The organism is Pseudomonas maioricensis (assembly GCF_022790535.1).
Lineage (GTDB): Bacteria > Pseudomonadota > Gammaproteobacteria > Pseudomonadales > Pseudomonadaceae > Aquipseudomonas > Aquipseudomonas maioricensis.
In genome coordinates this window covers 71,009-90,484 of the sequence record NZ_LOHG01000005.1, presented here as the reverse complement: position 1 = coordinate 90,484, position 19,476 = coordinate 71,009, and the positions used below count along the sequence as shown (strand labels likewise).

Here is a 19,476-nt window from a genome sequence, read left to right as displayed (position 1 = left end):
GGGGTTCCAGCTGTGTACGTTCTAAATGTCGTACTGCCCACGCGGGTATCAACCGTTTGAATCAACCCACTGCCCGTTTTGTTAAACGCGATCTCACGCATCGATTGATTAAAGGAGCCTCACTATGCTTAGAGACTATCTGGAAACCAGCTGCGGCTGTGTCGTGGCGGGGGCTGGGCCTGCGGGCATGGGGCTTTTGTTCAACGCTCTGAAGAGCGGAACACTGCCCGATCTGGCGCGCGACGGGCTGATTATCGTCGACTCCAGTGCCAGCCCGGGGACAGGCAGCCTGGGTGATTATCGAATCACCGCCAACTCGGTGGGCGATGTCTTTCTCGACTGTCTGCGTGACCCTGCGCTGCGAGATGTCTTCGGCCCACTGGAGCATTCGCCCACTTACTGGCGGATTCGTCGCCAGGCGCATAGCGCGCCGCAGTTGTCAGATGTCGGTGAGTTGCTGGCAGAGGCGTCGAAGCTGATGCTGGATTTTATTGTCCAGCGCTACGGCGTGAAATTGTGGCACAGCACTACCGTGACCGAGGTGGTCCGGGAGGGCGATGAATTCGTGGTCTGGGTCGAGAACGAAGGACGCACACGCCGCATCCGCAGCAGAACCCTGGTATTGAACTTCGGTGGTCAGCAGAATCCTGACTATTTGCGCGAAGGTCTGGCTGATCAAGGGCTGACGTTGCCTGCGTCGATCCCCATCATGAGCTCCGACATGTTACTGCGCATGAATGCGGTGCAGCTGCGTGAAGTGTTCGCCCCGGCTTTGGCGGCATCAGGCAGGATTACCGTGGTCGGCGGGTCTCACAGCGCTTTTTCCATGCTGGAAAACCTGGCTGATGCTTTGGAGTTCGCAGGTCTCAAAGAGATCACTCTGGTGCATCGGTCTGCCATCCGTCTTTTCTTCGAGAGTGCTGAGCTTGCGGTGGCTGCGGGTTATGCCTTTCATCCGGTGCGTGATGTGTGTCCGGTATCCGGGCGGGTCAATCGCTCCAGCGGTTTGCGTTACAGGGCTCTCGATATAGGGCGCGAAGTGCTGGCCCGTGGCTGGGCAGGGAAAACCGGAGTCAGGGTCTGCGCTCATCAGGTTCAAGGAGGGGCACCGGGAGAATATGAGCAGGCGGCTCAGGCGCTGACTGAATCCAGTGTTGTCGTGCAATGCACCGGGTACCAGCCTCGCTTGCCGCTCTTCAGCGACCCGGATGGTATGCCAATCACGTTGCGTCAGGTGAAAGGTGGTATTGATTCTGATCTGTCGGGTTGCCCCCTGGATGCGACGGGGCAGCGGATGCATGGCCTGCACCTGTTCGGGATCGGGGCAGGCCTGGCGGCTGATGAACGCCTGGGTAGCGAGCCGTCATTCGATGGACGGATTTACGGCGTCTGGCAATTTCATAATGATGCGTCCCGATCAGTGATCGAGGCGCTCATGACGCGCTTGCATCAAGCCCCAGCGGAAACGGCGAGCCATGATCGCAGCCTGGCGCAGCGCTTGCCGTTTCTGTTTCCGGAGCTGGTCGCAGCGCAAGGCTGACAGTGCCATCGGCAAAAATCTACCATTTGTAACTCACTGAACTGACCACGCTACGTTCGTCACCGTAGCGGCAGGAGTTCGCGCAGTAGATGTAGCGCTCATTGCTGAGGTTCTGCGCTCTTACGCTGACTTGCCAGTTGGCGTCCACTTCGTAGCTGACTCTGGCATCAAACAATGTGTAAGCCGGAATCTTGCGGTCGCTGATGCTGGGCGTGGTGTGTGTGGTGCCGTTGTAGCGGGTGCCAGAGCCGACGGTCACCTTGGGCAGACCGAGTGCGGCGAGGCGGTAATCGAGCCAGAGTGCTGCGCTGTGATAAGGCGTCCCTTCAATACGTGAGCCCTCCAGGCTCTGATCGTTGTCGGCAATGATATGGGCGTCGGTGTAAGCATAAGACGCGTTCAGGGCCAGCATCGGTGTCAGTTGTGCCTTGGCTTCAAGCTCGAAGCCTTTACTGCGCTCCTTGCCGGTTTGCTCATCGAAGTCCGAGCCGGGGATGGAGGTGATGACGTTTTTTTGCGTCAACTGATAAACAGCGGCGCTGATCATGATTTCGCGACCCGGAGGCTGGTAGCGGATGCCGATTTCGTACTGCTCGCCTTCGGTGGGCAAGAATGCCTTGCCTTCGCTATCGGTTCCGGCCGAGGGCAGGAAGGACTGGCTGTAGCTTATATAGGGCGCCAGACCGTTGTCGGCCAGGTAAACGAAGCCAATACGGCCGGTCGTCTTGTTGTCGCGAACCTTGGCCCGGGACTGATTGCTGTAGTTCAGTGTGTTGTTTTCGGCCCAATCCTGGCGTAGCCCGAACAGCCCGACCCAATGCTCGTCAAACTTGACCTGCTCCTGCAGGTAGACCCCGAACTGCTCGCTGTGCAGATCCGAGCCGCGATCGGTGGCGGTGTTGACTTGCGGCAAATTGCCGTAAACCGGGTTGGCCAGGTTCAATGCCGGTGCATTGCCGCTGAAGCGATGGCTGTCATAGGTCTTGCGGTAAAGGTCCACGCCACCCAGCAGCGTGTGCTGCCAACGACCACTGTCGATATTCCATTGCACGCTGGTGTCACTGGTCCAGCCGGTGGATACATCTTCGCGAGAATTATAGGTGCGTGACAGGCTGGAGAGATTCGGTCCGGTGATACGGCTACTGTTCAGGGTGATGTAGTCGTAGTCGGCGCGGGATTCGTAATAGCGCAAGGCATGGCGCAACTGCACGTCGTCGCCCAGGTGGCGCTCGAACAGATACCCGAAGGTTTGCAGCGTGCCATCGTAGTCGTCGTATCCGGGCTCGCCCGGGAACAGATCGTAAGGCACTTTGTAGCCCGGCGTAGCGCTGAAGGTGGTCAGGTTGTACTGGATGGGCGGCGTCAGGGTTGTCTGTGTCCGCTGGTGGGTGGCGAGCAGCGTCAGGCGAGTGTCGTCGTCGATTTGCCAGGTCAGGGCCGGAGCGATGTATTGCTTGTCGTCATCAATTTCGTCGAACTGCGTACCGCTGTCACGCCACAGGCCTGTCAGGCGATAGCTGAAGCGACCTTCAGTATCGAGTTGGCCGCTATGGTCGGTGGAAATCTGTTTACGGTTGTTGTTGCCATATTCGACGTTGATTTCGTGCAAGGGCTCCAGCGTCGGTCGTTTGCTGGTGGTATTGACTATCCCGCCAGGCGCGAGCTGGCCATAGAGTACGGAAGACGCGCCCTTGAGAACCTCTACACGTTCGAGACCATAAGGTTCCTGCCCACCCTCAAACTGGGTGCTCTGCATCTTCATCCCGTCGCGCAACACGCTGCCGGTGCGCGGGCCAATATCGAAGCCCCGCAGCCGATAGTCGTCGGCAACCCGGCTGTAACCATTTGGCTGACTGACCAGCCCGGCGGTGTAGTTGAGGACATCGGCCAGACTGTCGTGCTGGCGTGATGTCAGCTCTTCGCGAGTGATGACCGAGATGGATTGAGGTGTTTCCCGCAACGGCGTATCAGTCTTGCTCATGGTGGCGCTGTTGGTCGCCACTTTGCTATGGGCCGGGCCCCACGCATCCTGGCCATAGCCCTGGCCATTGACGTTGATGTCTTCCAGCTCTACTGCCTGACTGGCCACAACCGGCTCGATGCTGAAAGTCCCGCTCGCGGTGGTGTGCAGTCGCAAGGGCAAGCCTTGCAGGACCTGACTTAATGCTTGCTCGGTGCTGTATCGGCCATTGAACGCGGGTGCGCGCAGGTCGCGGGTCAGTTGCGCATTGAACGCGATGCCACGGCCACTCTGTCGGGCGATGGCGGTCAAGCTTGCATCAAGAGGACCGGCCGGCAGGGCGAAGTCGATAAGTTGCTGTTGTGCCGCCGGGCTTTGTGCGGGCTCGGCCATGCTGTGCAAGGCAGTCAGGCTCAGGGCTAGCGTCAACGGCGTCAGGGTCAGGCGAAGTGGGCGGTGCATGACAGCAATTTCCCCTCTGGGATAGTCGATGTCAGCTATGTGACGCGAGCGGGGTCGATATTAAGGGGCGGCTAAAATATTTTTAACGCAGGCTCAACTGTGTCCACCAGTTGAAATGCTGCTCGACCTTGATGGGCAGGACCTCTTGCAGTGAACGCAACGCCTGATCGCTATTGTCCAGCGGGAAGACGCCGCTGACCCGTAAGGCCGCAGCGTCGTTGCTGATGCGCAAGACGCCCCGTCGGTAAGGGCGCAATGCTTCGATTATTTCGCCAAGCGGCTGATCATGAACTTCCAGCAGACCATCTTCCCAAACCCCTTCGCCAGCCTGACGCGGGTCAAGCTGCCGCACGCCTGAATGGTCAAGCAATGCGCCCTGAGCGGCGGCAAGTTCCAGACGAGCACCTCCAGGTGCTGTGAGCAGCACGCGGGATTCCTGAACCCATACGTGAACGTTCTGTTCGCGCTGCGTGACGCTGAAGCGTGTGCCCAATGCCCGGATTTCCCCGAAGGCTGTCTGCACAATCAACGGGCGGGACGGGTCTGTTGCCACCTGAATGCTTAAAGCGCCTTCACGAAGGATCAACCTGCGCTCGCGAGCACTCAGTGCCAGATCGACACGGCTCTGTGCGTTGAGCACAACCCGGCTGCCATCCTCCAGTACGAATGGGCGGCGCTGAGCGAAACCGCTTTGCAGATCATTGCCCATCCCCGGAAGCAGTCCGGCCCGCTGCAGCCACCAGGCGCCCAGTCCGATGCCCGCCACGCCCAGTGCTCCCCGCAGCAGGTGACGGCGACTCGTGCCTGCGTTGCTCAGTACCTGATGCGATACGTCAGGCAGATCGCTGAATAGAGTCCCCAGTCGCTGCTCCAGCTTGTGCCAGGCTTGACGGTTTTCATCGCTGTGCAGTAACCATTGCTGAAAATGTTGCTGGTCAGCCTCGCTCATATGCCCGGAGCGTTGCAGTGCAGCCCATTCAATGGCCTGTTTGACTTCGGGGGGCAAAGCGCTGCTGCTCATCGGCTTTCCATTGCGAGATAGCACAGGCCCAGCGCTTTAACGATGTACTGGTGAACCCGAGGTGCAGAAATGCCCAGACGCTGGCCAATTTGGGCATAGGTCAGGTTGTTGAGCTGGCTGTACAGAAAAGCACTTCGCCCGATCGGCGACAGCCCGTCCAGAATCTGATCCAGTGCACTGAGTGCCTCCAGCGCCTGAGCCTGTTCTTCTGCAGAGGGCTCATAGGCAAACGGTTGCCTGGCCAGGCTTTCCAGATAGGCACGTTCCAGATCCCGGCGACGCCAACTGGCGAACACCAGCCGTTTGGCGATGGTTGTCAGCAATGCACGGGGTTCGTTGATACCGGATGGGTCGGGCAGCGCCACGACTTGAGCGAAAGTCTCCGCCGCCATGTCGTCTGCATCATGACGGCAGCCCAGTCGCGCGCGAAGGCGGGACAGTAACCAGCTGTGATGTTCACCGAACAATTGGCGCAGGACACGATTACGCATCGTCAGTTGCTGGGCGTCGGGAGAAGGGAGAGTCATGGGTAAAGGTGCTAATGACAATTATTATCAAATGATGACGATTAGCTATCGTCAATGCAACCCGTGTCTACGTTGTGCTGCGTGCAACTCGCATTGAGACTCGCTGTAACATCTTCTACGCTGAGTGTTTCTGGTGCTGTGAACCCACTGACGCGTGCAGTTTTGCAAGCGTGCAATTGCATCACAGGAGGTTGATATCAATGCGTATCCTGATCGTGGGAGCCGGGGCAATTGGCGGCTATTTTGGCGGACGTTTGCTGGAGGCGGGACGCGATGTCAACTTCCTGGTGCGCGCGGCCCGGGCGGATGAGTTACAGCGCGATGGCCTGGTCATCCGCAGCCCACAGGGCAATGTTGTCTACCCGTCACCGCCTTGCGTGCTGGCCCCTATGCTTTACGGCCCATACGATCTGATTGTGCTGAGCTGTAAGGCATACAACCTCGATGACGCCATGGAGGATTTTGCGGCAGCGGTAGGGCCCGAGACGTTGATACTGCCGTTGCTTAACGGTATGGCGCATCTGACTCGCCTCGCCGAGCGTTTCGATGCGGCCAATGTGCTGGGTGGCCAGTGTCTTATTTCTGTGGATCGTGATGCATCGGGTGCCATTTTGCACCTTAACGACAAGCATCAGCTGTCGTTCGGCGAACTGAATGGCGAGTCTACTGCACGTATTCTGCGAGTGGCAGAAGCCCTTGCCGATGCCGGATTTGAGGCCAGCCTCAGTCAGCATATTGCTCAGGACATGTGGGATAAGTGGTGCTTTATCGCAACCCTCGCCGGGATCACGGCGTCGATGCGTGCCAGCCTTGGAGACGTGCTGGACGCACAGGGTTTGCCACTGGTGCTGAAGTTGTTCGCTGAATGTTGCGCCATTGCGAGTGCTCAGGGGTATCCGGTGCAAGAGGCGATTCGTCAGCGTTATCTGGCGATGCTGACAACTGCGGGGTCACCGTTGAGTGCTTCCATGCTGCGCGACATGGAGCGCAGCATGCCGATTGAAGTTGAGCAAGTGCTGGGTGAGCTGGTAGTCCGTCGCGATTCTGAGGAGCCGATGGCGCAGTTGTCGGTACTGGGCTTTGTCTATACGAATTTAAAAGCGTACGAGGCACGTCGTTTGCGTGAGCAATCATGATGGCCAAAATAAAAAACTGCGAACCTTCGCTAATGCCTGGCTTCATAATTCTACGAGTCATTGCCGTCAAAGAGGTATGCCATGCCGGTCAAGCACGATTTATACGCGGATCTCAAACTCACTCGTGAGCAGGTCACGGAGCGCAGCAGCAAAGACAAGAAGCTCACTCAGTTGCTGAGCGACTACGGTCAGATTGATAGCGAGGTGCTTACGGCCGAGTCCGGTTCCGGTATCAATGACGATGACTTGAAGAAACTCAAGGAGAAGCGGCTTCTGATCAAGGACAAGATTGTGCAGCGCATCGAATCTCCGGAGTAGGCCAGAGTTTTGTCCTTTGAGGGCAAATCACTTTGAGGGCAAATCAACCGGTGCTTCGAATGGTGGGTGATGTTGCCTGTATCGAGGCGCGATTTAGCCTGGTTTCGCCCTGGCGGTCGACCCCCTTTGTTTTGGCAAAGGGGGGGAACCATTTATCGCGACGTCAGCCCCCGCCCTGCGGGGGTTCCGCCTTCCATTACCGTGGTGTAGGCATGCGCCGACGGGCCATCCATGGCCCAAGAGCGCTCGCTCGGCATCCATGCCGAGCAACCCACACCACGGCACCTCCACTCAGCCTTCCGACGCTTGATTCGGCGGTGTGCCCACTATCTTGGCAAGATAAAAGCTCCTGGCTCCAATAGTTATCAAGTTTCTTGCCGGCCGACGTTCATCTGCCTAACCGAGGCCTGAGGACATATCTACACCCGGTTGAGCAGGGCTGTTGCTCGGACCTGCACCCGGTGGAGGCTGCACCGCCGATTTCACTTCTCCAACAGCAGCCTTCGCTTCCTGCGCGACCTTTTCATACCCCTCGCTTGCGGTCTGTTTTACCTTCTCGGTCAGCGAATCACTGGCCTGTCCCATCATCTGGTTTTCACGCTGGGTTGACGGTAGTACCGCACCCAGTGCCGCGCCCAGTGCAATCCCGATCGCCGCCAGGGCCAAAGGTTGCTCGCGCAGCATGTAATCGAGACCCGACTGCACGTTTCGCGTTTGCTCATGCAACACGTCACGGGCGTCATGACTGCTTCTGTTCAAGCTATCGCCAGTGGACGAGAGTTTTTCGCCGACCCCCTCGGAAAGCTGACCGGCTTTTTCTTTCATGCGCTGCGCGGTTTCCTCGATCCTCGATTTGGCACTGTCAAACGTGTCCGTCACGCTGTGCGCCATTGTGCTGATGCGGTTGCCCAAGTGATCAAGCCCTGATGATCCTGAAGAGACAGAAGGGCTGCGGTTCTGTCCCATCATCAGCCATAACAGTCCAACCGACGTCAGCACTGTGGGTAAAGGGTTGGTCTTGACCGTGTTGCCCAGATTGCTGAAAAACTCACCGCCGGTACCCTTGCCATAGCTCAAGGCCTGATCAAGTAATTGCCCTGGGGAGAATTTTCCTTCAAGCGCGTCGACGATATTGCCAATGCTGGAGCGTTGCGCGTCGATTTCCCGCTCAAGGGTTTCCGGGCTTTTACGTGAGTCGTTATCAAAGCTTTCAGGCGTTTCAAATGTGCTGTCGATGCTCATGATACTTTCCTCTGGATGGCGTCCTTGTCCTTTTGCAGGGAGCTGACGGTGCGTTCCGGGGTCATGTTGGATGCGTCGAACTGCTTTTTGCCTGACTGGATCATGATGAAGCCGATGACCATGGCGACCACGCCGACGATGAGTGCGGCAAGCCACGGCTGCATGATATTGGCCAACGCATAAACGGCAGCGAGTAGCACGATCACCAGGCCCGCAAACATGACCACCGCTCCGCCGCCAACGGCCGCAACACCTGCTTTGGCGGCTTGGACAGACTCTCGGACTTCGGCTTTGGCCAGCGCGAGTTCTTTGCTGAGCAGGGCGGGCACTTCATGCGCCAACTGGCGGATCAGGTCCAGTGCCGAAGTATCGCCTTCGGGTGGCGTATTGGGAGTAGTGCTCATTTACACGTCTCCTCTGGAAAGATCATCTTTGCGCTGGGTCTCTCCGGGCAGGCCCTCATCAGACAGATGATTACCCGGCTCGCGAGGCTTCGGTGTACTTGACGCTGCATCCGGCGTTGAGCTGCGGTCTACCACACCGGGCCTGCCACTGTGGTAAACGTCGCCCATGTGTGGGTGGCTGACGGGAGGCACGTGATCCGCTGCTACCACCGGGCTCGACTCCGTCTGGTAATTGCTTCCCAGTTCATCATCGGGCCTGACGGGTCCCGTGCTTGCGGGCTGACGACTGGCCGGGGCCGGAGGGGCATTGTCGTCGGGGCTCTGATCGGCGCTGGACGCCTTGAGAAACCGCGACAAACCAAAGCCCAGCGCCACGCTGCCAGTGACGAACAGGGCTGGATTATCCCGCGCCAGTTTGCCTGCCTGCTGCAGCAGCTCATCAATGCTCTTGCCACGCAGGCTGCCTGCCAGGGTCGTCATGTTCTGGGCAAGGTCAGTGACGTAATGTGAAAGCCCCAGCGTGTCACCGTCCTGCATCTGCTCGGCGGCCGACTGAGCGGTGTTCGCAAGGTTTTCAATCTGATCGACGGCAGTGTCGCGATACTGTTCGAAGTGCGCCGAGCCCTGCTGTCTGGCGCTGGCAATGGCTGCGACGGCGTCGTCTTGCAGTTGGTGCAGGTGATCCTGCGGCGTGTCGTTGTTTTGGTCAGCGTTGCTGGCCGGGGTTTGTGACGTTGTGTCCATTGTTGTCACCGCTTTTGCTGTTCATAAAAATGAAGAGCGTGCTGGGCTCACAACTGACTACGGGCTTCGCATCGATCCTGCGTTCAATGAGGTGGAGTGGGGATTTTTTGCAAGAGTTCTAGGTGACTGACAGGCGGTCTCCAGCGGCCAATCGCCATGCCTGAACTGCGCTCACCTGGCAGGCAGAATAAAAACGAGGCATAAAAAACGGCGTCCGAAGACGCCGTGGCCGGGTTGCCTGACAGCAGGCAGCCCGGTTTGAATACGGGGGAGGAAACGATCAGATCATTGTGGGTCTTGATTTGGAGCGAGTTCTGCCTGAATGCGTTTGTAGATTTCTTCGCGGTGCACAGAAACATTTTTTGGTGCGTTGATGCCCAGGCGTACCTGAAGGCCCTGAACGCCCAAAATCGTGACGGTAATCTCGTCACCAATGTTTATGCTTTCGCCTACTTTGCGGGTGAGTATCAACATAATCGTTTCCTTGATGGCCTCTCAGCAGGAGGCTGGCGTTTGCCTTTGCGTGGTAATAGTTGCCGAGTACATCCAAATGCGTCCATCAATATGACGTTACAGGTGTGAATTTAATTCCCTCGGTACATTTTTCTGTCATCAAGAGCGGTTGCCGACCCGATGAGCGCGCCAATTCTGCCTGTTTTTGTTGGCAAAAGCCCGTATTTAGCTGCACAGACGGACACCTTTCTTTGCAGAGCGTGAAGCACGTACCTCACTGGAAGTGTTTTCACGCAGCACTTTGCAGGCCACCACGGTTCATCCCTGATCGAATATCAGCGTAGGCGTAACTCCAGAGATACGCTGGAGACTTCTGAAAATATTCATGGAAATCGTGACAAAACACGTAGGACTGCAGTGTTTTTCAGGTCGGACACGTCTGAATTTGAGAGTGGGGGAGTCTCGGATAACACGACTGGAGTCCACAAAACTAAACGTGGCTAGAAAGGGCAGGGGCGGGAAGATCGGGGCATGTGTTGCGCGGAGTGTCGCTGTTGGGCCAACTGAGTGGGTTGGCCCAACAACAGGGTGCTAGATCAAATCACCATCGACAACAGCATGATGAAGATCAAGCCCACCACCGACAGAATGGTTTCCATCACCGTCCAGGTCTTGAACGTCTCGGCTACTGTCATATTGAAATACTGCTTCACCAGCCAGAAACCAGCATCGTTCACGTGAGACAGAATCAACGAACCTGCGCCTGTTGCCAACACCAGCAACTCACGGTTAACGCCCGGGATCAGACCAATGACGGGTGCCACGATGCCCGCACCGGTAATAGTCGCCACCGTCGCCGAACCTGTTGCAACGCGAATCACCGCAGCTACCAGCCAGGCCAGCATGATCGGGTTGATCTGCGCCTGCACTGCCATGTTACCAATCAAGTCGCCCACGCCGCTGGCTACCAGCATCTGCTTGAAGCCACCGCCCGCACCCACGATCAGTACGATAGCGGCGACCGGCGTCAGGCTCTGATCGAGCAACTTCATGATTTTAGTGCGATCAAAACCACGAGCTGAACCGAAGGTGTAAAAGGCTAGCAGCAAAGCCGCGAGCAGAGCGGTGATCGGGTGGCCTATGAAGTCCATCCAGATGCGGAAGGTATTGCCTTCAGGCAGGACCACATCAGCGAAGGTCTTCAGCAACATCAGGAACACTGGCAGCAGGATGGTCACCAGCGTTATGCCAAAGCTTGGCAGGTTGGTCGCGCTCGACTCTTTGCCAATCTGCTCCATCAACTCCTGCGAAGGCGTGCCTGGTACGTATTTGGAAATCCACTTGCCGTAGATAGGACCGGCAATGATTGCAGTCGGCAGTGCAACCAACAGGCCGTAGAAAATAGTCTTGCCGATATCAGCGCCGAAGATCCCGATGGCCAGCAGCGGGCCCGGGTGTGGCGGAACCAGGCCGTGAACGGCGGACAGACCGGCCAGCAACGGGATGCCGATTTTGACGATGGACACGCCAGTGCGACGAGCGACGATGTAGACCAGCGGAATCAGCAGAACAAAGCCGATTTCGAAGAACAAAGGAATGCCTACCAGAAAGGCGGCAAACATCATTGCCCAATGCACACGCTGTTTACCGAACGAGCGGATGAGCGTTTGTGCGATCTGGTCAGCACCACCGGAATCGGCCATCAGCTTGCCGAGCATGGTGCCCAGGCCAAGGATGATACCGACGAAGCCCAGCACACCGCCGAAGCCGTCCTGGAAGGCTTTCATGACTTTTTCCACCGGCATGCCGGACGTCAGGCCAAGGAAGCCTGCGGCAATCGTCAGTGCGACAAAAGGGTGAACCTTGAATTTGGTGATCAGCAGAATCAGGCCGATGATCGTAACCACTGCATCGACCAACAGGTACGTCTCGTGTGTCATACCGAACATGGGTGTCTCTCCGGTTATCTTTATTGTTTATGGAGCTTCGGCTAAACGCTGTCGTTCCACATTTTCAGCACATTTCAGTGCAAGACAGCGCTGTCTTTCGCGCTCACGCCTTTAGCTGGCTTTTGACTCTTTCCACCAGTTCGCTGCTTGAGTGCTGATCTCGTCAATCGATGCATTGCCTGCATCCACGACCAACGTACGATCTTCGCCGTAAGGTGGTTCAAGCGTTGCGAACTGGCTGTCAACCAGGCTGGCTGGCATGAAGTGGCCGGGGCGATGGGAGCAGCGATCAACCGCCACCTCCTTGGTCAGTTCCAGGAACACAAAGCCTAGACCAGGCACAGCTTTGCGCAGGCGTTCGCGATAAATGAGTTTGAGGGAGGAGCAGGTCAGTACCGGACGTTCGCCATTACTCAACGCTGCGGCCATTTCTTTGCCCAGCGTCTCGAGCCAGCCAGCGCGATCTTCGTCGTTGAGAGGGTGGCCTTCGCTCATCTTCTTGATGTTGGCGGGGGGGTGGAAGGCGTCACCTTCGATCAGGCGGCCTCCGCTCTTGGCGGCAATCTCGGCACCGACGGCGCTCTTGCCGCAGCCCGAAACGCCCATGATCACGAGGGCGGAAATAGCAGAGTTCGCAGTTGTCACAGTAGGCCACCTTAGCTGGAGACAGCGCTGTCTTTGTCGGTTTGGACATAAGCACAGCAAGAGCTGGTTCCAGTTCTTGTCATTGTTTTGAATGAATCGGTCTTCATCGGACGTTACTCCAAGTCAATAAAGTGACTGAAAGCATTGGCAGGGTCCATGAGACAGCGCTACCTTAGAGCTCATACGCCACCTTTGGCAACCCCCGCTGTTTATCCCTGTGTAGTTGGCAACGCATGACACGCATTGGTTCCCGCTCTACTGGCCGTCCGACCCTCAATGAAGTTGCACGCCAGGCTGGCGTTTCACCCATCACCGCTTCTCGCGCTCTACGGGGTGTCAGTACCGTTACGCCCGAGTCGGTAGAGAGAGTCCGCGCGGCGGCACTTGCCTTGGGCTATGTCGCCAACCCGGCAGCGCGGGCCCTGGCGTCTTCGCAAAGCCAGACGGTCGTGGTGCTGGTGCCTTCACTGTCTAACCAGTTGTTTATCGAGACGCTTGAAGCGATTCAGAATGTGCTGCGCACTCGCGGTCTGGATGTCGTGATCGGTAACTATCACTATTCGCCTGAAGAAGAAGAAAACCTCCTGCGTAATCACCTGGTGAACCGCCCGCGAGGGTTGTTGCTCACCGGTTTCGACCACACTCCGGCTCTGCGTCAGCTATTGGCGGCGAGCGGTATACCGTGCGTACACATGATGGAGCTGGACACCGTGCGCGGTTCCTATTGCGTGGGGTTCTCGCAAGTTCAGGCCGGTGCCGAGGCGGCTCGACATCTACTGGGGCGCGGGCGCAAGCGCCTGGCGTATATCGCCGCGCAACTTGATCCGCGCGTGATGCAGCGCGGGGAAGGATTTCGTCAGGTGCTGGAGGAGCAAGGGCTTTATGATCCAGACTTGCAAGTGATGACGCCGCAACCGTCTTCCATCGGTCTGGGAGGTGAGTTGTTCATGCAATTGATAACGCAACATCCCGACGTGGATGGCGTGTTCTTCTGCAACGATGACCTTGCCCAGGGCGCTGCGCTTGAGGCGTTGCGTCGCGGCATCGAGATTCCGCAGCAGGTGTCTTTGGTAGGCTTCAATGATTTGCCCGGGTCGGCGCATATGGTTCCGCGGCTGACCTCGATCCGCACCCCGCGTGAAGAGGTCGGGCAGCGGGCTGCGCAATTATTGCTGGGGCTGATCGATGGCGTAGCGCAGAAACCCCAGGTGGACCTGGGGTTTGAGCTGGTCGTACGGGAGAGCTCTTGAGCAAGGGCTCCGGGCGTGTCAGTAACCGTTGCGCTTGAGGATGGCATCCAGGCTTTCTTTGGCTGGACGACCATAGAACTTCAGCAGTTCCGAAGTACGGTTGGTGAAGAAGCCATCAACACCGTCATGACTGATCTGTTTGAAGTCCACTTCCTCATCGACAGTGTAAGGATGCACAACCATGCCTCGTTCATGAGCCACGTTGTTCATCCATGGTTTGACCAGGTCCATGTAGCTCTGGTCGCCACCGTTGGTGAGCTTCGCTGAAGGGCCCGTACCAATCGCGCCATGCGCTTTGGCCCAGTCGACCCAGGCGACAAACTCTTCCTGGGTTTTCGGCTTCTGAGCACCGTAGTAAGTGGCTTTGTCTTTGGCGCCCGAGTCTGCGAAGGCGACATCGGATTCAGGCTCGATGGAGCCTTTACCGATCCACAGCAGCAATACTTTCGGCACTTGTGGCATCTCTTTCTGCAACAACACCAGGCTTGGTTTCTCGAATGTTTGCAGAACAACGCGACCGGGCATCTGCGCGACGCTTACATAACCCGCGGCAGCGGCGGGGCGGCTAGTGAGCCAGCCGCGTTTGGCGAGTACTTTCTTGAGGTCCGCTTCGATGCCGGGGAACTGGCTTGGCGCTTTGGTTTCAATGTACAGCCCAGGCTTGTTCTTGCCGCCTTCGGCGATATCGATCACTTCCTCCAGCGTCAGGATCTGCAGACCGGCGTAAGCCTCACGGGCGCGGTCCGGGTGTGCCTTGTTGAACCAGCTGCCTGCATCCAGCTGTTTGATTTCATCGAGGGTAAAGGTGTTCAGCGGATCTTTGACCCGCTTGGGGAAGACTTGCGCGATGTTGGTCGTGCGCTCCAGAGTGTCATCGTGCAAGGCGATCAGCACGCCGTCTTTTGTGCGCTGAATATCCATTTCCAGATAGTCCGCACCGAGATCCCGGGCCACTGTATAGGCGGGGATGGTCTCTTCAGGTGCGTCATAAGACGCGCCGCGATGGGCGATCACTGCGGGCCACGGCAAGCCGATTTTTGCACTCAGCACCTTGCCAGGCGGCTCGGCCGAGACGGCTACCCCTGAGGCCATCATCAAGCCTGCCAGCACGCTGCCGGTCAGAATGCTGCTCAACGGCGTCTTGAGAAGCAGCGTTTTTGATATTCCTTTCAGCATGGTCTCGATAATCCTTCTTTTTGTGATCGTTGACGATCAGGTCGTTCATTGCCGAAAAACCTGAGGCAGAGCTTTAGCAGCCTCTGGTTGACCCGGCAAGTGCTGCGTCGTTCTGTGATCGTTGATGTCGCTACCCAACACATCATGCATATCACTGTAGGAGTGAGCTTGCTCGCGATAGCGTCACGTCAGACGATATTTTCTTAACAGATCTACCCCTATCGCGAGCAAGCTCACTCCTACAGGGTCATGCGGCGGCATGTTTCGATACAGAAGTTGGCGGGCCAAATAACAGCCATCAGTTGATCAGTCTTTTGTTGCAGAGCAATGAAGTTCGGTTCCACAAACAAAAATGCCAGTCAGGGTCGCTGACTGGCATTGGCTATTGCACGGGCTAATTACAGATCATCAAAGAACCGCTCATGCCAATCCACCAGCGGCTGTGGAGAGTTGAGCTTCTGGCCGTAGATCACCGAGTAGGACAGCACGTTCTGCACGTACTGCCGGGTTTCGTCGAATGGAATGCTCTCTACCCATACATCAAAAGCCAGGTGATTGGCACCCTTGAGCCACTGTCTGACGCGGCCGGGGCCTGCGTTATAAGCAGCGGAGGCGAGCACCCGATTGCCATTGAACTGGGCGTGGACCTGGCTCAGATAGGCTGCACCCAACTGAATATTTTTATCCGGATCCAGCACTTGCTGAGGGGACGCCAGCGGGATGCTGAATTTGCGTGCGGTTTCCTTGGCGGTGGCCGGCATCAACTGCATCAGGCCGCTCGCACCGACACCCGAGCGAGCATCGTCCATGAAGGCGCTTTCCTGGCGGGTAATTGCAAACACCCAGCTTGAATGCAGGCCGCGAACCTTGGCTTCACGAACCAGCGTGTCGCGGTGTGCCATCGGGAAGCGGATATCCAGATCGTCCCAGTACTGCGCCTGGCTGATAGTCCGAATGGCCGGGAAGTACCATTTCAGGTCGTAAGCCAGTTTCGCCTGGGCGACCATTTCGTCGCGGTTGAAATGACGGCTGACGTGGTACCACTCGCGTCGACCATCCACGATCTGCCCACGGGCATGAAACTCCAGCGCGCGACGTACGCCCGGTGTATTGCGTACCTTATTGATCAAAGCCTGGCTGAGCACCAGCGGCTTGTTGTTGATCTGATAAGCGCTTTGGGTCCGGTCGGCCGCCAGGAAACCATAGAAGTCACGTTCCTTGGCCACGTCTTTGTAGAGCGCCGGGATCAGCGGACTGTGGGGTTGGGCGAGCTCCAGAGAGCGGGCTTCCCAGTAGCGCCAGCGATTGGTGTCAGCAAGGTCCTTGGGCAGGCGACGACTCAGCTCGTAGGCATCTTCCCAGCGTCCGAGGCGCAGCAGTAGGCGCAGGCGCCATTCGGTGACTGTGTTGTCGCGCAGGTCCGGGTCGTATTTGGTCATGACCTCCAGTGCGCGCCCGTCATAGCGACGTGCGAGGGTCAGGCCGATCTCTTTGGCAATCTGTACTTGCTCCTCATGGGAGAAATGCATCTTGGCCGAGTAGCCGTCGAGCATATCCATGGCTTTCTGAGGATCCTGCTTGGCCAGTCGGCGCAGGCCAAGGCCGACTACGTCAGACATCGCTTCATCCACGGGGGCGAACTGTGCCGGGTTGTTGAGCATCTCCGGTTTTTTGGCGATTTCCAGCAGTAGCTTGCCCTGTGGGGCCAGGCTGTTGAGGCTGTTAACCAGTGTGGTGGCCAGAGGATAGTTGCCAGCCTGTGCGGCAAGCTTGGCCCGCTGCCAGCGTTTCTGTTCCGGCAACTGACCGTCAGCAGCCCACTGGGCGAAGAAGCCATCGCAGGAACCTGGCAAGCTCTTGCCAGTCATCCAGAGTTTTTCGGCGCTGGCATAACCTTCAGCTTTTTTACCGTGGCCCAGCAGGTACTGACCATAAAGGCAGTCGAGTTCGACGAAATTCATCTTCGGATCGTAGTACTTGACGAAGGTTGCCCAGTCGCCCCGTTCGGCGAGCCAACGCAGCCAGCGCAGTTTCATCCAGTTGGCCTGAGGCAGATCACCGTGTTCGGCCAGGAATTTTTCGATTTCCGGATTGCTCGCAGTCTTCAGGCGGGCGGTCAATTCGTCGTAGGCCAGGTAGGGCTCCAGCGGATAATCCGCGAGTGCCGCAGCATAGGCTCGATAAGGGCCCGTATCGCCCTTGGCCAATGCGCTTTTGGCCACATCGTAATACTGACGCTGTTGGTTGAGATCTGCGGCGTAAACAGTTTGAGCCGCAGTAGCAGAGAGGAGCATGCAGGAAAAAAGGCTGAACAAGCGACTGCGCATGAGACTTCCGAGCAGATGAATCGTGAAAAGTGTCGCTAGCTTAGCCTTTTGCCAGCTCTGGTTGAAAGCGTTGCGGACCGGGCTTTCGCAACTGGAAACAAATGAAGCTGGCCAAAGGTGCGCGATTGCGCATTCGCGGCGGCGCGCTTGTCATTGAAACCCGACATATGGCTGCTATCTCAGGTAGAATGCGCCCCCGGTTTTTGGAGAAGCTCATGACCCTGCTCAAATTCAGCGATGTGTCCCTTGCTTTCGGCGCTATGCCGTTGTTGGACAAGGTATCCTGGCAGATCGCCCGTGGTGAGCGGGTGTGCATCATCGGTCGTAACGGTACTGGCAAGTCCAGCATGTTGAAGCTCGTCAAGGGCGTACAGAAGCCCGATGACGGTGCAGTCTGGCGTGCGCCGGGCCTGAAGATCGGTGAATTGCCCCAGGAATTGCCAGTGGCCGACGACCGGACAGTGTTCGACGTGGTCGCTGAAGGTCTGGATGGTGTGGGCGCCTTGCTGGCCGAGTATCACCACCTGGCGCAGAACTGCGTGACCGAGGAAGACCTGAACAAGCTGATGCACGTTCAGCAGGACCTTGAAGCCCGTGATGGCTGGCGCCTGCAGCAACTGGTTGATAGCACCTTGAGTCGTCTGCAGCTGCCTGCCGACAAGACCCTCGCCGAGTTGTCCGGTGGCTGGCGCCGCCGCGTGTTGCTGGCCCAGGCATTGGTGTCCGAACCAGACCTGCTGCTGCTCGACGAGCCAACCAACCACCTGGACATCGGTGCGATTGCCTGGCTGGAAGACGCCCTCAAGGAGTTCCAGGGGGCTGTGCTGTTTATTACGCACGACCGTTCTTTCCTGCAGAACCTTGCGACGCGCATCCTTGAGCTGGATCGTGGCGGCCTGATTGACTGGAACGGCGACTACGCAAGCTTCCTGGTGCACAAGGAAGCTGTACTGGCTGCCGAAGAAACGGCCAATGCCTTGTTCGACAAGCGTCTGGCCCAGGAAGAAGTCTGGATCCGTCAGGGCATCAAGGCCCGCCGCACCCGTAACGAAGGTCGCGTACGCGCTCTGAAAGCGTTGCGCGTTGAGCGCGGCGAGCGTCGTGAGCGTACCGGCAAGGCCAATATCCAGCTGGATACAGCCGACAAGTCAGGCAAGCAGGTCATGGTGCTGGACAACGTCAGCTTCGCTCACCCAGGCGGGCCTATGCTGATCAAGGACTTCTCCATGGTCCTGCAGCGCGAAGACCGTATCGGTCTGCTGGGTGCCAACGGTACCGGCAAGACCACGCTGCTCAAGCTGATGCTCGACAACCTGCAGCCAACCAGTGGCTCGGTAGATGTCGGCACGCGTCTGGACGTGGCTTACTTCGACCAGTTGCGTCACCAGTTGGACCTGGAAAAAACCGTGATCGATAACGTCGCCGAAGGTCGCGACTTTATTGATATCGATGGTCAGAGCCGTCACGTACTGAGCTATCTGGGCGACTTCCTGTTCAGCCCGCAGCGCGCACGTACGCCGGTCAAAGCGTTGTCCGGTGGTGAGCGTGCGCGTCTGTTGCTGGCCAAACTGTTCAGTAAGCCAGCCAACCTGTTGGTCCTCGACGAACCAACCAACGACCTGGACGTGGAAACCCTCGAATTGCTGGAGGAGGTGCTGTTGACCTTCAAGGGCACCGTATTGATGGTCAGCCACGACCGGGCATTCCTCGACAACGTGGTCACCAGCACGTTGGTCTTCGAGGGTGGAGGCAAGGTTCGTGAATACGTCGGTGGTTATCAGGACTGGTTGCGTCAGGGTGGTTCGCCAAAACTGTTGGGCGTCACCGATTCCAAGTCGGGCAAAGCCGAGCTGGCCACTGCCGTGGTTGAGGCCGCTCCGGTAGAAGCTAAAGAGATGCCAGTGGCGAGCGCCAAGAAGAAGCTCAGCTACAAGCTGCAGCGTGAACTTGAAGCGCTGCCTGAGCAGATCGATGAAGTCGAAGCACAGATTGCCGCATTGACCGCTGAAATGGCCGAGCCTGGCTTCTACCAGCGTCCCGCAGAGCAGACTGCGGCCGTGTTGGCGCAACTGGAAAATCGCCAGGCTGAACTGGACGGTTTGCTGGAGCGCTGGGCCGAACTGGACGCCTGATACTCAAGGCAAATAAAAAGCCCGGATCAGTGATCCGGGCTTTTTATTGCGCAATTAGCACGGCTTTTATCAAGCAACACGCGATTCTCTGAGTGACCCAAATCTTGTAGGAGTGAGCTTGCTCGCGATAGCGTCAGTTCAGCCAATAAATTGGTCAGCCAAGAAACCGAATCGCGAGCAAGCTCACTCC

General features: G+C 57.6%; 16 protein-coding genes. 5 read left to right on the top strand and 11 right to left on the bottom strand.

All coding sequences use genetic code 11. From position 1 onward, the window contains the following. Window positions 1–124: 124 nt before the first annotated feature. Window positions 125–1,540 (top strand): pyridine nucleotide-disulfide oxidoreductase, encoded by a 1,416-nt coding sequence (locus AUC61_RS09855; protein ID WP_243245731.1) that lies wholly within the window; start codon window positions 125–127, stop codon window positions 1,538–1,540. A gap of 19 nt (window positions 1,541–1,559) precedes the next feature. Here the strand turns inward: AUC61_RS09855 and AUC61_RS09850 are convergent, their stop codons facing one another. From AUC61_RS09850 to AUC61_RS09840, 3 genes are all read right to left on the bottom strand, one after another. After that, window positions 1,560–3,962, bottom strand: a complete 2,403-nt coding sequence (locus tag AUC61_RS09850) for a TonB-dependent siderophore receptor (RefSeq protein ID WP_243245730.1) — start codon at window positions 3,960–3,962, stop codon at window positions 1,560–1,562. 82 nt (window positions 3,963–4,044) lie between these two features. Continuing rightward, window positions 4,045–4,983: a FecR family protein gene (locus AUC61_RS09845; protein WP_243245729.1), complete on the bottom strand. Its 939-nt coding sequence runs from the start codon at window positions 4,981–4,983 to the stop codon at window positions 4,045–4,047. Further along, window positions 4,980–5,510, bottom strand: a complete 531-nt coding sequence (locus AUC61_RS09840; RefSeq protein WP_243245728.1) for a sigma-70 family RNA polymerase sigma factor — start codon at window positions 5,508–5,510, stop codon at window positions 4,980–4,982. Before AUC61_RS09840 ends, AUC61_RS09845 begins: the two co-directional genes overlap by 4 nt. Window positions 5,511–5,710: 200 nt before the next feature. Between AUC61_RS09840 and AUC61_RS09835 the strand changes: the two genes are divergently transcribed. Both AUC61_RS09835 and AUC61_RS09830 read left to right on the top strand, forming a co-directional pair. After that, complete coding sequence (locus AUC61_RS09835; RefSeq protein WP_243245727.1) at window positions 5,711–6,646, top strand: ketopantoate reductase family protein; 936 nt, start codon at window positions 5,711–5,713, stop codon at window positions 6,644–6,646. Between the two features lie 81 nt (window positions 6,647–6,727). Beyond that, the gene (locus AUC61_RS09830) at window positions 6,728–6,964 is read left to right on the top strand and encodes a DUF465 domain-containing protein (protein WP_243245726.1); all 237 of its coding nucleotides are present in this window, start codon (window positions 6,728–6,730) and stop codon (window positions 6,962–6,964) included. Between the two features lie 396 nt (window positions 6,965–7,360). Here the strand turns inward: AUC61_RS09830 and AUC61_RS09825 are convergent, their stop codons facing one another. The 6 genes from AUC61_RS09825 to AUC61_RS09800 all read right to left on the bottom strand — a co-directional run bounded on the left by AUC61_RS09825 (window position 7,361) and on the right by AUC61_RS09800 (window position 12,362). After that, the gene (locus tag AUC61_RS09825) at window positions 7,361–8,206 is read right to left on the bottom strand and encodes a DUF3618 domain-containing protein (protein WP_243245725.1); all 846 of its coding nucleotides are present in this window, start codon (window positions 8,204–8,206) and stop codon (window positions 7,361–7,363) included. Then, entirely contained in the window at window positions 8,203–8,610 is a 408-nt protein-coding gene (locus tag AUC61_RS09820) for a phage holin family protein (protein WP_243245724.1), read from the bottom strand. Before AUC61_RS09820 ends, AUC61_RS09825 begins: the two co-directional genes overlap by 4 nt. Next, the gene (locus tag AUC61_RS09815) at window positions 8,611–9,354 is read right to left on the bottom strand and encodes a hypothetical protein (RefSeq protein WP_243245723.1); all 744 of its coding nucleotides are present in this window, start codon (window positions 9,352–9,354) and stop codon (window positions 8,611–8,613) included. A 285-nt stretch (window positions 9,355–9,639) separates the two neighbouring features. Beyond that, on the bottom strand, window positions 9,640–9,828 hold the full coding sequence (gene csrA / locus AUC61_RS09810) for a carbon storage regulator CsrA (RefSeq protein ID WP_002554157.1): 189 nt from the start codon (window positions 9,826–9,828) through the stop codon (window positions 9,640–9,642). A gap of 575 nt (window positions 9,829–10,403) precedes the next feature. Then, window positions 10,404–11,756: a GntP family permease gene (locus tag AUC61_RS09805; RefSeq protein WP_122666435.1), complete on the bottom strand. Its 1,353-nt coding sequence runs from the start codon at window positions 11,754–11,756 to the stop codon at window positions 10,404–10,406. 111 nt (window positions 11,757–11,867) lie between these two features. Beyond that, on the bottom strand, window positions 11,868–12,362 hold the full coding sequence (locus AUC61_RS09800; RefSeq protein WP_243246050.1) for a gluconokinase: 495 nt from the start codon (window positions 12,360–12,362) through the stop codon (window positions 11,868–11,870). Between the two features lie 272 nt (window positions 12,363–12,634). Here AUC61_RS09800 and gntR point away from each other — a divergent pair, with 272 nt between their 5' ends. Next, window positions 12,635–13,651 (top strand): HTH-type transcriptional regulator GntR, encoded by a 1,017-nt coding sequence (gntR, locus tag AUC61_RS09795; RefSeq protein ID WP_243245722.1) that lies wholly within the window; start codon window positions 12,635–12,637, stop codon window positions 13,649–13,651. Between the two features lie 18 nt (window positions 13,652–13,669). On the opposite strand, the gene AUC61_RS09790 is transcribed toward gntR, so the two are convergent. Together AUC61_RS09790 and AUC61_RS09785 are read right to left on the bottom strand one after the other, a co-directional pair. Next, window positions 13,670–14,824, bottom strand: a complete 1,155-nt coding sequence (locus AUC61_RS09790) for a glycerophosphodiester phosphodiesterase (protein ID WP_243246048.1) — start codon at window positions 14,822–14,824, stop codon at window positions 13,670–13,672. A gap of 401 nt (window positions 14,825–15,225) precedes the next feature. Beyond that, window positions 15,226–17,154 (bottom strand): transglycosylase SLT domain-containing protein, encoded by a 1,929-nt coding sequence (locus AUC61_RS09785; protein WP_243245721.1) that lies wholly within the window; start codon window positions 17,152–17,154, stop codon window positions 15,226–15,228. 215 nt (window positions 17,155–17,369) lie between these two features. Between AUC61_RS09785 and AUC61_RS09780 the strand changes: the two genes are divergently transcribed. After that, window positions 17,370–19,286 (top strand): ATP-binding cassette domain-containing protein, encoded by a 1,917-nt coding sequence (locus AUC61_RS09780; RefSeq protein WP_243245720.1) that lies wholly within the window; start codon window positions 17,370–17,372, stop codon window positions 19,284–19,286. Window positions 19,287–19,476: the final 190 nt, after the last annotated feature.